Below are 14,490 nucleotides of genomic sequence, written 5' to 3'. Positions count from 1 at the left end.
CAGGCCAGATCGACCTCCTGCGCAAGACCCGATTCAACGCGCCAGCCGCCTGTTTCGATCCGCGTCCACCGCGAACTCCTCTGCCGCGGCAACAACACGCGACACCGAACAAAGGGAGATAAGCGGCCCCATGCCAGCGATGATATATATGTATACGATCAAAGAAAGGCGCTCCCGCCCGGCCGGCTCCCATGCAAATTAGCGCGCGGATCGCCCCCGGATGTCTCCAGCCACGCTCTTTCTTGCGCTGCGAACGCGCCCGCGTCGCCAAAAATCAGGCGGCCGCTTCGCGAAGGTCGCTTTCGCAGCGCGGCAACTCGGCGCAGCCGGTTTGATTTTCCAGAATAAAACCAGCCAATTCAACGTTCTAGTCTCTTACGACGCAATCTTGACTTGACCTTGGGCCGTCAGTATGGTCCGCGCGGCTTTTGAGGGTAACGGGCGTTATTTCCTGAAGATCGCGGCGTTATGTCGGGTGTCGAGGACATGTCTGACGGCACGGACAAAAACAGCGGCGGGCACGGAGATCGCGAGCATTCGACTCCCGACGAGGCTGCGCTTTCCGAAAGGCTCGGAAATCTCGATCAGCGGCTGTCCAGACTTCGTGGATCCGGCCGGAACGAGACTGACCAATCCGGTGATGGAAGCGGGGACGGAGCTGCCAGAGCCTCGGCGATGGCGCGCGGTTTCCGCCTGTCCTCGGAATTGATCGCGGGCGTTGCGGTCGGGGCGTTGATAGGCTGGGGGGTAGACCGCTTGCTGTCGACCTCGCCCTGGGGGCTGATCGTGTTTTTCCTGCTCGGCTTCGCCGCCGGCGTGATCAACGTGATGCGGTCGGCGGGCGTGATTCCCGAACAGAAAGACCGATGACGGATGGCCGTCGGGGTTGACTGAGTTGCTTGAACGCCGGCTTTCCGGCAGACTGAAAGTTACACGCGGATGATGGACCCGATCCACCAGTTCAACATCGAGCCAATCTTCACGATCGGCCATATCGGCGGCCAGGAAATCGCCTTCACCAATTCCTCCGCCTACATGTTTCTCGCCGTCGCGCTGACATCGCTTCTGATGCTGGGAACCGGCCGCAAGCTCGTCCCCGGGCGGATGCAATCGATCGCCGAGATCAGCTACGAATTCGTCGCCGACACCATACGCACCACCGCCGGCAAGGAGGGCATGAAGTTCTTTCCCTTCGTGTTCTCGATCTTCATGCTGGTGACCGTCTCAAACCTCGTCGGCATCATCCCCTACACCTTCACCATCTCGAGCCACATCATCGTCACCGCCGCGCTGGCATTCCTCGTCTTCTTCACGGTGCTGATCTACGGCTTCTACAAAAACGGCCTGAGATTCTTCAAGCTGTTCGTGCCGTCGGGCATTCCGGTCGTGATTCTGCCTCTGGTGGTGACGATCGAGGTCATCTCGTTCCTGTCGCGACCGGTCTCGCACAGCGTGCGTCTGTTCGCCAACATGCTCGCCGGCCACATCACGCTGAAAGTGTTCGCGAGCTTCGTCACCATGCTAGGGGCGATGGGAATCGTCGGCATTTTCGGCGCCGTGCTGCCGCTGGCGCTGGTGGTAGCGCTCACCGCGCTCGAACTGCTCGTCGCATTCCTTCAAGCCTACGTCTTCACGATCCTCACCTGCATCTACATCAACGATGCAATCCATCCTGGTCACTAGGACCGGTCGCCCTCCAAAGTCACTCTCACAGCCTCAGCAAGGAGTTTGTTTCATGGATCCGATTGCCGCGAAGTACATTGGCGCTGGTATTGCCTGCATCGGCATGGGTGGCGCCGGCGCCGGCGTGGGCATCATTTTCGGCAACTATCTTGCCGCCGCGGTGCGCAATCCCTCGGCCGCCCAAGGCCAGTTCGGCAACCTGATTTTCGGCTTCGCGGTGACGGAAGCGCTCGGCATCTTTTCGCTGCTGATCGCCCTGCTGTTGCTGTTCGCACTCTAAGATCACTGACCGGCTGACGGGATCTGGAAAACCGGATCCCGATCAACCGCAGAGGAGAAGCCCGTGGCTGAAAGTCATGGCAACGCACACGGTGCGACGGCCCACACCGAAGCCGATGGTGGCCACAAGGCCCCGTTCCCGCCCTTCCAGAAGGAAACGTTCGCGTCTCAGCTGGTTTCGCTGACGATCGCGTTCGTCGCGCTCTATCTGATCTCATCGCGACTGGCCTTGCCGCGCGTCCGCCAGACCATCGACGACCGAGAGAACACGATCAAGGGCGACCTCGCGCAGGCGCAAAAGCTGAAAGACGACTCCGACGCCGCGTTGAAGGCTTATGAGTCCGAACTCGCCGCGGCGCGCGCCCGGGCGCAGGCGATCGGCAACGAGACTCGCGAAAAGCTGAACGCAGCCGCGGAGGCCGAACGCAAGGCGCTCGAGGAACGGTTGTCCGTCAAGCTCGCCGATGCCGAGAAAACCATCGCCTCCACGCGAACGGCGGCGATGAGCAACGTCCGCGGCATCGCAAGCGATGCAGCGACGGCGATCGTCCAGCAACTGACCGGCGCAACACCCGACTCCAAGCTCGTCGACAGCGCCGTCGAAGCCTCGATGAAGGGATGACGGGACCATGTTTGCCCAACCGGAAACCTGGGTTGCCATAGCCTTCCTCCTGCTGATGGGCGTCTTCGCCTATGTGGGCGTTCACCGCACCGTGCTGTCGGCGCTTGATCGTCGCAGCGCGCGCATCAAGAACGAACTGGACGACGCGCGCCGCCTCAAGGATGAGGCCGCTAGGCTGCTGGCGGACTACAAAGCCCGCCATGCGAGTGCCGAGCGCGAGGCGCAGGACATCATCGCTTCGGCCAAAGCCGAAGCCGAGCGCATCGCGGCCGAGGCGAAGGCCAAGATGGAGGATTTCGTCGCGCGCCGCACCAAGAGCGCGGAAGGCAAGATCGCCTCGGCGGAAGCCCAGGCTATCGCGGATGTCCGCGCGGCCGCGGCCGACGCCGCCGTCGCCGCTGCCTCCTCCATCCTGTCGAAGTCGGTGAAGGGTCAGCTTGCCGACGAGCTGCTCGCCCAGGGCGTCAGCGAAGTTCGCTCCAAGCTCAACTGAATTCGTCCAAACGCGACAGAAGCCGGTGCGAGAAGGGCTCGTGCCGGCTTTTTGTTTCGCAAGCCGCGCCCGCGAGCAACCGAGCGAGGTCGCCATGCGCGCGCGTGATGACGATCGCAACGTCTGTAGCGCAACGTCTGTAGCACGCTGAACAATCGCTTGCGCGGATCACCCTGCCTATAAGGCGAGCGCCGCACAGCCGCCCGCTTGATTATCTTCGCGTGCCCCGCGAGCGCGGTTCAGGTTTCAGCGCCTGCGGATCGAACCCCACGTAGAACACGTAGCGATCGGCGGCCGCGCCCTGGGGGGCCGGATAGGAGAGGTCGTCCGACACGAAGCTGTAGACCCCGCCGCCGTTTCCTGACAGGTTCACGGTAATCGTATAGGCGTTGGTGGCGATCGTCTTCGGGGTAATACCGTCCTCGACCACCGCGACGCGCAACGGCACCTCCACGGTCGGTGGCGCCCCCGACGGCCCCACGATGACCCGCCCCCGGATACCGACCTTGACCGCGATTTGTTGCGTGTCGGAGTTGTAATCGCATTCTCGCGCCGTGTCGCGGATCGTCGCCTGATAGCGGACATCGACGCCTGTCGCCGGCTTGCCCGACTCGCCGACGGAGTAGGTCGATGCGCCGGAACGGATCGCGACGGACGGACAGGTGAGGTAGTCGGGCACGGAAGCCGCATCGCCGGGTGCCGGTGCCGTCTGCTCCGGCTGCGATTTGATGCCGAACATGCCCTTGAAACGATCGCCGAGCGACTGCGATTGCGCCGGCAAAGCGGCCGTCACGCAACAGACCGCGACGACGGACACCAGCCGCGAGGAAAATCGACCCTGAAGGCGCCGCCAGGAAACGCAACCCAAGCGCCGGACAGCCCCCGGCTCGCCCACCTCGGCGTTATCAGCAACATCAAGCATTCACGTCATCATCCGATCGTTGGTCCTCACGCGCGGTCTTATAACAAGCCGAAGGCGGCAAACCAAAGTCGCTATCACGTTATCGAGCGAAGCTGCGCCCTTGCCCGGCTCGAGGATAAGCGCCGGTTCGTTCGAAACACTTCGGAGCATGATCAGATCAAGTCGGATCGGACCAGGCTCCAAAGATTGTTGTCCGGCCGCATCTTCTTGCGGCGAACGATAACCCTTCGCCCGAAGAGGCTCTAGAGCGGCGGCCGGTCAAATGGAATCAGCGCCGCCGTTCCAGTTAATTGATTGAGCATCGGATTTATCCCGAAACCGGTGCCCACTTTCGGGTCCGATGCTCTAGCTCTGGAGGTCGTCGTGCAGCATGCCGAACAGCAGGTGATCCTGCCAGATTCCGTTGATGCGAAGATAGCGGCGCGCCAACCCCTCCCGCGTGAAACCGCACTTGTCCAGCACGCGGACGGACGGCGCATTGCTGGGAATGCAGGCAGCCTCGATGCGATGCAGGTTCAGTTCGCCGAACAGGGCGGGAAGCAGCACCCGCAGGGCCGCGGTCATGTAGCCCTGCCCCGCATAAGGCTGGCCTATCCAGTATCCGATGGTGCCTGCCTGCGCGATGCCGCGACGGACATTGGCAAGCGTGATCCCGCCCAACATGACGCCATCGGACTCGCGAAATACAATGAACGGATAGGACCTGTCTTCGGCGATATCCTCAGCATAGCGGCGTAATCGCCGCCGAAATCCCGCGCGGGTGAGATCGTCCGCGGGCCAGATCGGCTCCCATGGGGTCAGATAGGCGCGACTGCACTCGCGAAGCTGTCTCCATTGCAGGAAATCGGACATCTCGGGCGCACGCAGGAAAAGACCGCGCCCCCTGGGCACAAGTACAGGCACGCTGGACGACAGACGAAACAGAGCCATGGCCGTTCCTCGACCCCGAACCCCCAACAGTTTCCCGCTCGAATCATGCTTCAGGCGGATTCAAGACGTGGTTCTCAGATTTTGATCCGATGCGTTGCCGTCACGCGAACCGGTGTCCATTTTCGGGTCAAGCCCCCAGGACATGCTTTGCTCGACAACGCTTCAGTGGAGCAGAATCCGGGCCTTCGACCGCGCCAATCCTTCCGCAAAAGCGACCGCGGTGTCCAGTCCCCTGCCGCTGCCGAGCGCGACGACCGCGGGACGGCTGCGCGCCAGGAGGCCGCGCGCCGCATCACGCGTTGATTCGACGCTGACGGCGTCGATCCTGGCCATCAACTCCCCGACGCTTTGCGGCCGTCCATAAACCAGCATATGCCGGGCCAATTGCTCGGCGCGGGCGCTGCAACTCTCCAGCGCCATCAGCAGACCGGCTTTCATCTGCGCTTTCGCGCGCGCGATTTCAGCTTCCGTCAGCGTTTCCACGGCTTCGCTAATGACGTCGACGACGACTTCCATCATTTCAGGCGCGTCGCTCGGATCGGTGCCGGTGTAAAGCCCGAACAGGCCAGTGTCGGCGTAGGGCGCATGGAAGGTATAGATCGAATAGCACAGACCGCGCTTCTCACGAACTTCCTGAAACAGTCGCGAGGACATGCCGCCCCCAAGAACACTGGTAAACACCTGAAGGGAAAACAGCGAGCCGTCAGTCTGCGGCACCCCTTCCATTGCCAACGTCAGATGCGCCTGTTCCAGGTCGCGATGCACCACCCTGGAGCCGCCGTGGCCGAATGTCGCCGCCGCCGGCTGCGGAGGCGGCGCGGCATCGAAACCGGCAAAGCGACGCTCGACCTCGGCGACGACCATGCCGTGTTCGATCGCACCCGCCGCCGCCACCACCATGTCCGGCCCGCGATAATGCGTCTTGAGGTAACCGTGCAGCATATCGCTGTTGAATCGCTCCAGCGTCTCGGGCGTTCCAAGCAGCGAACGCCCGATCGGCTGGTCGGGATAGCAGAGTTCGTTGAGTTGCTCGAAAACGACATCGTCAGGCGTGTCCTGCGCCGCGCCGATTTCCTGCTCGATGACACCCTTCTCGCATTCGAGTTCCTTGGCGTCGAAGATCGGGTTGGACAGAATGTCGCTCAGCACATCGAGCGCGAGCGGGACGTCGGCCTTCATCACCCGCGCGTAATAAGCCGTCGTCTCGACACCGGTCGCGGCGTTGAGATCGCCGCCGACGGCCTCGATTTCCTCGGCGATCTCCCGTGACGAACGCGTGGTCGTGCCCTTGAACGCCATATGTTCAAGAAGATGCGAGATGCCGTGCTCGTTCGGTTTTTCGTCGCGGCCGCCGACTCCGGTCCACACGCCCAGCGCGGCGGTTTCCAGATGCGGCATATCATCGGTAATCACCGTGAGGCCGGACGACAGCTTCGTCACATCGACAGTCATCCGGCAACTCCGTGCTTGGCGGCGCGGCTGACGGACAGCACGAACCGTTCGATTTCAGCCTGATCGCTGTTCACGACCGTGATCCGCTCGGGCCGGGTCATCAAGCCATCGAGCCATGCCGGCAACGGCGGCCTTACGCCGCAGGCCGCCTCAACCGCGTCCGGAAACTTCGCGGCATGGGCGGTGGCGAGCACGATGTTGGGAACGCTCGAGTCGGTCGTGTCACGATCGGCCACTGTCAGCGCGACAGCGGTATGCGGGTCGAGCAGATCTCCGGCTTCGCGCCACGCCGTGCGGATGGTGGCGGCGGTTTCCGTTTCATCGGCACGTCCGGCATCGAAATCGCCGCGCATCGCCGCCAGCACCGGGTCCGGCACCGCGAAGCGACCGGATTGCTGCAGCGACGCCATGAGCGCGCGGACCTGCGCGGCGTCGCGCCCCGTCGCCTCGAACAACAGCCGTTCGAAGTTCGACGACACCTGAATGTCCATCGACGGTGAGGAGCTCGCGTGAACCTCACGCACCTCATAAATGCCGGTCTTCAGCGTGCGCGGCAGAATATCATTGACGTTGGCGGCGATCCGCAGCCGGCGTACCGGCAGCCCCATGCGCTTGGCCACGTAACCGGCGAAGATGTCGCCGAAATTGCCGGTCGGCACGGTAAAATCAACCTCCCGCGCCGGCGCGCCGAGCGCGACCGCCGAGGTGAAGTAATACACCACCTGCGCAACAATCCGTGCCCAGTTGATCGAATTGACGCCCGAGAGCGATACTTCGTCGCGGAAGCGGTGATTGTTGAACAGGCCCTTCACGATCGCCTGGCAGTCGTCGAAGGTGCCCTTGACCGCGAGCGCATGAACATTCGGCGCTGCCGTCGTCGTCATCATGCGCCGCTGCACCTCGGAAATGCGGCCGTCGGGGAACAAGGCGATCAGATCGACATTCGCGCGGTTGGCGAACGCATCCACCGCCGCGCCGCCGGTGTCGCCCGAGGTGGCCACGACGATGGTCGTGCGCTGGCCGCGCTTCGCCAGAACATGATCCATCAGCCGCGACAGCAACTGCATCGCCACGTCCTTGAACGCGAGCGTTGGACCATGAAACAGCTCCAGCATGAACTGCTGAGGACCGATTTGATCGAGGGGCACCACCGCGGGGTGCCGGAACGTCGCATAAGCCTCGCTGGCCATCCGAGCTAGGTCGGCATCGGCGATATCTCCAGCCACGAACGGCCGGATCACCTCCACGGCCACCTCCGAGTACGGCCGGCCGAAAAAGCCGGCAATCGTATCGGGCCGCAACCGCGGCCAGACCTCCGGCACATAGAGACCGCCGTCCCGTGCAAGTCCGGCCAGCAGCACATCAGAGAAACCGAGTTTGTGATTTTCTCCCCGTGTCGAAAGATAGTGCGTCAAGCCGGCCCCCGAGCGCCGAAGTTTGTTGCCTTAGAGCATTATCGCTTCTGACTGAATCAGAAGCGAAGCTCTATGATATTGATTTGACGCGTTTTCTTCACGCGAACCGGATTCCGCTTCGCTCGAAAACGCTATAGGTCTGATACTACGAGCCACCGTCAATATTGGTGATAGTCGCTGCGTATCATAAAGCCTCCTGAAATAAAGAAGAAATCGAACGCAGAGCTCCCAAAGAGAAAGGGCGGCCATATGGCCGCCCTTTGTGTTGGTTGTTTTTCCGGGGTGGCGCTCAGTGAGCGGCGTGGGCCATGGCGGCGGCGCCGTTGCCCCAGATATAGATGCAGACGAACAGGAACAGCCACACCACGTCGACGAAGTGCCAGTACCAGGCGGCGAACTCGAAGCCGAGGTGCTGGGAGGGCGTGAAGTGCCCTGCATTGGCGCGGAACAGGCAGACGATCAGGAAGATCGTTCCGACCAGAACGTGGAAGCCGTGGAAGCCGGTCGCCATGAAGAAGGTGGCGCCGTAGACGTTGCCGGCGAAGCTGAAGGCCGCGTGTTGATACTCATAGGCCTGGACGCAGGTGAAGATGGCGCCGAGGGCGATGGTCAGGATCAGGCCCCACTTCAGACCCTTGCGGTCGCCATTGAGCAGGGCATGGTGGGCCCAGGTCACGGTGGTTCCCGAGGTCAGCAGGATCAGGGTGTTGAGCAGCGGCAGGTGCCAGGGATCGAAGGTCTGGATGCCCTTGGGGGGCCAGACGCCGCCGAACAGGGCCTCGCGCGTCACATGCACGGGGTCGCCCGGGAACAGCGCGGAGTTGAAGAAGGCCCAGAACCAGGCGACGAAGAACATCACCTCGGAGGTGATGAACAGGATCATGCCGTAGCGATGGCTGATCTGCACCACGCGGGTGTGATCGCCCTTGTGCTCGGCCTCGCGGATCACATCCGCCCACCAGCTCGCCATGGTGTAGAGCACGCCGACCACGCCGATGCCGAAAATGATCGGCGCGGCCGCGGTCATATGATGCATCCACAGGATCGCGCCCACGGCCATGATGAAAGCCGCGGTCGCGCCTACGATCGGCCACGGACTCGGGTCGACCAGGTGGTAATCGTGCTTGACTTGCGCCGTAGCCATTTGCGGTCTCTCTCCCTTAGCGGTGCCGGCGGTATTGGGCACCTATTGGTCTCACAACAAAACGCGCCGTTGACGAACGCGTCGGCCCTCGAAGGTCAGATGCTTCCCCCTGGCCTGTCCGGCTCGTTTGCCGCCACCGGCCTGGGCGCGGCATTCTTCACCGGGAAGAAGGTATAGGACAGGGTGATGGTGTTGACGCCGTCGTACTCGCTGTCGGCGGCGAAGGCCTGATCGACATAGAAGACGACGGCCATCTCCCGCTTCTCACCGGGCGCCAGGGTTTGCTCGGTGAAACAGAAGCAGTTGATCTTGGTGAAGTATGATCCGACCGCCAGCGGCGTGACGTTATACGCGGCCTGTCCGGTCGTGGGCAACGCCGACTCGTTGGTGATGGCGTAATGCACGGTGGTGACCTCGCCGATCCGGACCTCTATCGCGGTCTGTTCCGCCTCGAACTTCCAGGGCAGCCCGCCCGAGACGTTGGAGTCGAAACGCACCGTCACCGTGCGCGCCAGCGGCTCCGCCCGCGGCGCGCTCCCTGCCACCTGCGTGGTTCCGTTGAACCCGGTGACGCGGCAGAACCAGTCGTAGAACGGCACCGACGCATAGGCCGCCCCGAGCATCAACGCGACCACCAGGCCGCAGGCGGCGCCGATCTTCACATCGCGGCCGATGCGCGGCGCAGCCTTCGGCGAAGCCGGGACCGCGGATTGCTGCGGGTGTTGCGGCGCGTCCGTCATTCTCAATCACACCGGACGGACGAGAACGCCCGGCCCTTTAATGAAGGTGACCGCGAAGAACAGCAGGACCAGGACGCCGAGCGCACAGGCGATCGCGATCGAGCGTTCGCGCCGGCGCTTCTTCTGAGCTTCGGTGAGAACGATCCGGTCTCCGTCCGGCTTGTGGTTGCTGTCCATCGGTTCATGCGCCCCTCTACCAGATCAACGGCGCGACGGCCTTCGCGACCACATCGAGCAGCAGAACGGCGAACAGCGCGAACAGATACAGGATCGAGAAGGCGAACAGCCGCCGCGTGGCGCGTAGCGCCTGGCTTCCGGTCCGATGGCGATAGACCTCGATCGCGAGCACCAGCATGCCGGCGCCCAGGATCAGCGAGGTGACGCCATAGATCCAGTCGAAGTAGCCGAGCGGCCAGGGCGCGGCGGCGATCGCCACCAGCACGATGGTGTAGAGCAGGATCTGCAGCCGCGTCGCGTCGGGACCGGCGACCACCGGCAGCATCGGCACCCCGGCGCGGGCGTAATCGTCGGAGCGGAACAGCGCCAGCGCCCAGAAGTGCGGCGGCGTCCAGAAGAAGATGATCAGGAACAGAAGCAGCGGCTCCACCGACAAGGATCCCGTCGCAGCCGCCCACGCCACCACCGGCGGCAGCGCGCCGGCGGCGCCGCCGATCACGATGTTCTGCGCGGTCCGCCGCTTCAGCCCCATCGTGTAGATCACGACGTAAAAGAAGATCGTGAAGGCGAGCAGCCCCCCGGCGTACCAGTTGACCAGGGCGCCGAGCGTCATCACCGAGAAGAACGACAGCGTGAGACCGAACCCCATCGCCTCGCCGCGGGTGATGCGGCCGCGCGGGATCGGCCGGTTGGCCGTGCGCGACATCAGCACGTCGATATCGCCTTCCAGCGCCATGTTCAGCGCGCCGGAGGCGCCGGCTCCCACCGCGATGCACAGGATCGCGATGAAGCCCAGCACCGGGTGAATATGGCCCGGTGCAATCATCAGCCCGACCAGCGCGGTGAAGATCACGAGTGACATCACTCGTGGCTTCAGCAGCGCGAAGTAATCGGCGACACCCGCCTCCGAGATCCGGGGCGGCAGCTCAACGGCTTTTTGATCGACAACCGACACGATACTACCCGCTTGTTGGGTGCGCGGCGCGTGAGCGCGCCGCGCACATTCACATGACTGCTTACTGCACCTTCGGCAGGGTGGAGAACTGGTGGAACGGAGGCGGTGAGGACAGCGTCCATTCCAGCGTCGTCGCGCCTTCACCCCACGGATTGTCCGCCGCCTGCTGCTTGCGCGCGAATGCGTCGATCAGGCCGTAGAGGAAGATGATGACGCCGAAGCCCGTGATGAAGGCGCCGTAGGACGAGATCTCGTTCCAGCCCGCGAACGCATCCGGATAGTCCACCATGCGCCGCATCATGCCCTGCAGACCGAGGAAGTGCTGCGGGAAGAACAGGATGTTGGCGCCGATGAACATCACCCAGAAGTGCAGCTTGCCGATGGTCTCGTTGTACATGTAGCCCGACATCTTCGGGAACCAGTAGTACCAGCCCGAGAAGATCGCGAACACCGCGGCAATGCCCATCACGTAGTGGAAGTGCGCGATGACGTAGTAGGTCTCCTGCATCACGCGATCAACGCCCGCATTGGCCAGCACGACGCCGGTCACGCCGCCGACCGTGAACAGGAAGATGAAGCCGATCGCAAACAGCATCGGCGTCTTGAACTCGATCGAGCCGCCCCACATCGTGGCGATCCACGAGAACACCTTCACGCCCGTCGGCACCGCGATCACCATGGTCGCCGCGACGAAGTAGGCCTGCGCCGAGGACACCATGCCGACCGTGTACATGTGGTGCGCCCACACAACGAAGCCGATGCCGCCGATCGCCACCATGGCGTAGGCCATGCCCAGATATCCGAAGATCGGCTTCTTCGAGAACGTCGAGATCACATGGCTGATCATGCCGAAGCCCGGCAGAATCAGGATGTACACCTCAGGGTGACCAAAGAACCAGAACAGATGCTGGAACAGCACCGGATCGCCGCCGCCATCGGCCGCAAAGAACGTGGTGCCGAAGTTACGGTCGGTCAGGAGCATCGTGATCGCGCCCGCCAGAACCGGCAGCGACAGCAGCAGCAGGAACACGGTGACCAGGATCGACCAGACGAACAGCGGCATCTTGTGCATGGTCATGCCAGGCGCGCGCATGTTGAAGATCGTGGTGATGAAGTTGATCGCACCGAGGATCGAGGAGGCGCCCGCAAGGTGGATCGACAGAATGCTGAAGTCCACCGCCGGACCCGGATGACCGCTCGTCGACAGCGGCGCATACAGCGTCCAGCCCGTGCCCGCTCCGGTCGCGCCCGGCTCACCCTCCATGAACGAGGAGATCAGCAGCAGCGCGAACGCCGCCGGCAGCAGCCAGAACGAGATGTTGTTCATGCGCGGGAACGCCATGTCGGGCGCACCGATCATCAGCGGCACGAACCAGTTGCCGAAGCCGCCGATCATCGCCGGCATCACCATGAAGAAGATCATGATCAGGCCGTGATTGGTCGCAAACACGTTGTAGGTATGCGCAGGATCAAAAACCTGTATGCCGGGGTACATCAGTTCCGCCCGGATGCCCATCGACATCAGGCCGCCGATGATCCCCGCAACGATGGCGAACACCAGGTACATGGTCCCGATGTCCTTGTGATTGGTCGAATACGCGAAGCGCTTCCACCCTGTCGGGTGGTGCGCATGATCGCCATGATCGTCATGGCCATGGTCGTGAGCAGATGCTGTTGCCATTGTCTAATCCTGTCTGTCGTCCCTTGAAGTCCTTCGAACCCCGGCGGGCGACCCCTTCGCAGGCGTCGCCCCTCGTCGAAATCGCCCGTCGCGACGCCTACTGCACCACGCCGGCAGCCGACGCCACCGCGTTCGCCGGGTTCGAGGCAAACTTCTTCTTCGCGGTCTCAACCCACGCCGCAAATTCCTGCTCGCTTACCACGCGAACCGCAATCGGCATGAAGGCATGGTCCCGGCCGCACAGCTCAGAGCACTGGCCGTAGAAAATGCCCGTCTTCGTGGCCTTGAACCAGGTCTCGTTGAGACGACCCGGAATCGCGTCCACCTTCATGCCGAACGACGGAACTCCAAAAGAATGAATGACATCAGCCCCGATCACCTGAACCCGGACCACCTTGTTCACCGGAACAACCAGTTCGTTGTCCACCGCAAGCAGACGCGGCTTCTTGTCCTGCGCCAGCAGCGAGTCAAACTCGAACTTGCCGTTGTCCGGATAGGTGTAGGTCCAGTACCACTGCTTGCCGGTCGCCTTCACCGTCAGGTCAGCCTTCGGAAGGTCAAGCTGCTCAAACAAAAGACGGAACGAGGGAACCGCAATGCCGACCAGGATCAGAACCGGGATGATCGTCCACGCAACCTCGATCAGCGTGTTGTGCGTCGTCTTCGAGGGAACCGGATTGGAGCGTGCGTTGAACCGCACCATCGCAATAACCAGAAGGGCCGTCACAAACAGCGTGATCAGCGTGATCACGACCAGAAGCCCGTTATGCATGCTGGTCACGCTCTCCATCACAGGGGTCACGCCCTGCTGAAGATCAAAACCCCACGCATGCGGCTGGCCCAACTCACCCGCCGCAAAAGCCGTTCCACCAGCGGCAACCGCCGCTCCTCCAAACGCCAATCCCAGAAACCGGCGGCCAAACCGGCGGCCATATTGGCCCATCGACATCTTCATGCCGCTCGCGCTCCTTGTCATAAATTCACCCTAAACAACCCCCTAAAGCAGTTCCCGCCGACGACGGGCCCTGCCGCTCATGTGACGCGTCCGCGAACAGCCTGCGCGCTGTTTGGCTAGAATGCGTCCAAAGCCGCCTCTCTCAAACCATAATTTGTCGCGGCTCGCAAGGGACCAGGGACAGCGAGTTGAGCGATGCTTCGAACTGCGGCGCGAGCCGCGCCGGCGGATCAACGCATCCGGCCGGCGAAGCGGGGCGCAACATGGCATCTCACGGCAGCACGCCGCTTGACAGGCGGATTGTCCGATGTAGGCACAGACTTGGGCCGCTTCGCAGATTCGGCCATGGTTCGGGCTGTCCGGGCCGGGACCGTCTCAAGGCGCCGTCACTGACCGTCAGGCGGGCAAGGCATGGTCGAAAGCAGAGGATCGACCCGGATGGAGCCTTCTAAGCAGCATATCGGATATGCGTCTTGGTGCAGCACGGCTCGGCAGCTGCCGCTCCGTGTTCTGGCGAGCCGGATTCTGGCGAGCTGGGCCGCGGCACTTCTGGTCGCCGGTTTCGCCAGCGCGGCCAGCGCCCAGGGAGCCGTCAAATCGGTTCATGGCGATTGGCAGATCCGCTGCGATACCCCTCCAGGAGCAAAGGCCGAACAATGCGCCTTGATCCAGAGCGTGGTGGCGGAAGATCGCTCCAATGCCGGGCTCACGGTGATCGTGCTCAAGACCGCCGATCAGAAAAGCCGGCTGATGCGCGTGGTGGCGCCGCTGGGCGTGTTGCTGCCCTCCGGGCTCGGTCTGAAGCTCGACAATGCCGACGTCGGCCGCGCCGGTTTCGTGCGCTGCCTTCCCAATGGCTGCGTCGCCGAGGTGGTTCTGGATGACAAGCTGCTTGGACAGTTGCGCGGCGCGAAGACGGCAACGTTCATCATCTTTGAAACGCCCGAAGAAGGCATCGGCTTTCCGCTCAGCCTGAACGGGCTCGGCGAAGGTTACGACAAGCTGCCTTAGAGCGGCGGCCGGTCAAATGGAATCAGCACCG

At 62.8% G+C, this 14,490-nt stretch carries 16 protein-coding genes; 6 read left to right on the top strand and 10 right to left on the bottom strand.

Features of this window, described 5'->3' with window-relative positions:
- Positions 1–486 precede the first annotated feature (486 nt).
- The 5 genes from ACMYR2_RS01925 to ACMYR2_RS01905 all read left to right on the top strand — a co-directional run bounded on the left by ACMYR2_RS01925 (position 487) and on the right by ACMYR2_RS01905 (position 3,077).
- Positions 487–870: an AtpZ/AtpI family protein gene (locus ACMYR2_RS01925; RefSeq protein ID WP_347263837.1), complete on the top strand. Its 384-nt coding sequence runs from the start codon at positions 487–489 to the stop codon at positions 868–870.
- Between the two features lie 69 nt (positions 871–939).
- Positions 940–1,683 carry a F0F1 ATP synthase subunit A gene (locus ACMYR2_RS01920; protein ID WP_347263836.1) on the top strand — a complete coding sequence of 248 codons (744 nt, stop codon included), beginning with the start codon at positions 940–942 and terminating at the stop codon, positions 1,681–1,683.
- A gap of 52 nt (positions 1,684–1,735) precedes the next feature.
- The gene (locus ACMYR2_RS01915) at positions 1,736–1,963 is read left to right on the top strand and encodes a F0F1 ATP synthase subunit C (RefSeq protein WP_009796340.1); all 228 of its coding nucleotides are present in this window, start codon (positions 1,736–1,738) and stop codon (positions 1,961–1,963) included.
- A 63-nt stretch (positions 1,964–2,026) separates the two neighbouring features.
- A complete protein-coding gene (locus tag ACMYR2_RS01910; protein ID WP_347263834.1) occupies positions 2,027–2,584 on the top strand; it encodes a F0F1 ATP synthase subunit B' in 558 nt (185 codons plus the stop codon).
- Between the two features lie 7 nt (positions 2,585–2,591).
- On the top strand, positions 2,592–3,077 hold the full coding sequence (locus ACMYR2_RS01905; protein WP_347263833.1) for an ATP F0F1 synthase subunit B: 486 nt from the start codon (positions 2,592–2,594) through the stop codon (positions 3,075–3,077).
- A 211-nt stretch (positions 3,078–3,288) separates the two neighbouring features.
- Here ACMYR2_RS01905 and ACMYR2_RS01900 read toward each other — a convergent pair whose 3' ends face one another.
- The 10 genes from ACMYR2_RS01900 to coxB form a co-directional block, all read right to left on the bottom strand.
- Positions 3,289–3,999, bottom strand: a complete 711-nt coding sequence (locus ACMYR2_RS01900; RefSeq protein ID WP_347263832.1) for a hypothetical protein — start codon at positions 3,997–3,999, stop codon at positions 3,289–3,291.
- A 345-nt stretch (positions 4,000–4,344) separates the two neighbouring features.
- Complete coding sequence (locus ACMYR2_RS01895) at positions 4,345–4,929, bottom strand: GNAT family protein (protein ID WP_347263831.1); 585 nt, start codon at positions 4,927–4,929, stop codon at positions 4,345–4,347.
- A 162-nt stretch (positions 4,930–5,091) separates the two neighbouring features.
- Positions 5,092–6,381: a pitrilysin family protein gene (locus ACMYR2_RS01890; protein WP_347263830.1), complete on the bottom strand. Its 1,290-nt coding sequence runs from the start codon at positions 6,379–6,381 to the stop codon at positions 5,092–5,094.
- The gene (thrC, locus tag ACMYR2_RS01885; RefSeq protein ID WP_416193592.1) at positions 6,378–7,796 is read right to left on the bottom strand and encodes a threonine synthase; all 1,419 of its coding nucleotides are present in this window, start codon (positions 7,794–7,796) and stop codon (positions 6,378–6,380) included. The genes ACMYR2_RS01890 and thrC overlap by 4 nt, the downstream gene beginning before the upstream one ends.
- 289 nt (positions 7,797–8,085) lie before the next feature.
- Positions 8,086–8,940: a cytochrome c oxidase subunit 3 gene (locus ACMYR2_RS01880; protein WP_011313563.1), complete on the bottom strand. Its 855-nt coding sequence runs from the start codon at positions 8,938–8,940 to the stop codon at positions 8,086–8,088.
- Between the two features lie 95 nt (positions 8,941–9,035).
- A complete protein-coding gene (locus tag ACMYR2_RS01875) occupies positions 9,036–9,680 on the bottom strand; it encodes a cytochrome c oxidase assembly protein (protein ID WP_347264993.1) in 645 nt (214 codons plus the stop codon).
- A gap of 6 nt (positions 9,681–9,686) precedes the next feature.
- Positions 9,687–9,857 (bottom strand): CoxF protein, encoded by a 171-nt coding sequence (locus ACMYR2_RS01870; protein WP_347264994.1) that lies wholly within the window; start codon positions 9,855–9,857, stop codon positions 9,687–9,689.
- A gap of 16 nt (positions 9,858–9,873) precedes the next feature.
- Positions 9,874–10,812, bottom strand: coding sequence for a heme o synthase (locus ACMYR2_RS01865; protein WP_347264995.1), 939 nt, complete (start codon positions 10,810–10,812; stop codon positions 9,874–9,876).
- Positions 10,813–10,873: 61 nt separating this feature from the next.
- Entirely contained in the window at positions 10,874–12,493 is a 1,620-nt protein-coding gene (ctaD, locus tag ACMYR2_RS01860; protein ID WP_416193591.1) for a cytochrome c oxidase subunit I, read from the bottom strand.
- Between the two features lie 97 nt (positions 12,494–12,590).
- The gene (gene coxB / locus ACMYR2_RS01855; RefSeq protein WP_347264998.1) at positions 12,591–13,448 is read right to left on the bottom strand and encodes a cytochrome c oxidase subunit II; all 858 of its coding nucleotides are present in this window, start codon (positions 13,446–13,448) and stop codon (positions 12,591–12,593) included.
- 411 nt (positions 13,449–13,859) lie between these two features.
- Here coxB and ACMYR2_RS01850 point away from each other — a divergent pair, with 411 nt between their 5' ends.
- Positions 13,860–14,459 carry an invasion associated locus B family protein gene (locus tag ACMYR2_RS01850; RefSeq protein ID WP_347263930.1) on the top strand — a complete coding sequence of 200 codons (600 nt, stop codon included), beginning with the start codon at positions 13,860–13,862 and terminating at the stop codon, positions 14,457–14,459.
- The last annotated feature ends 31 nt before the right edge of the window (positions 14,460–14,490 follow it).

The sequence above is a fragment of the Nitrobacter sp. TKz-YC01 genome (assembly GCF_047824785.1).
Taxonomy (GTDB): domain Bacteria; phylum Pseudomonadota; class Alphaproteobacteria; order Rhizobiales; family Xanthobacteraceae; genus Nitrobacter.
Note: the sequence above shows the minus strand (reverse complement) of the source record. Positions and strands in the feature narration are given on the sequence as shown.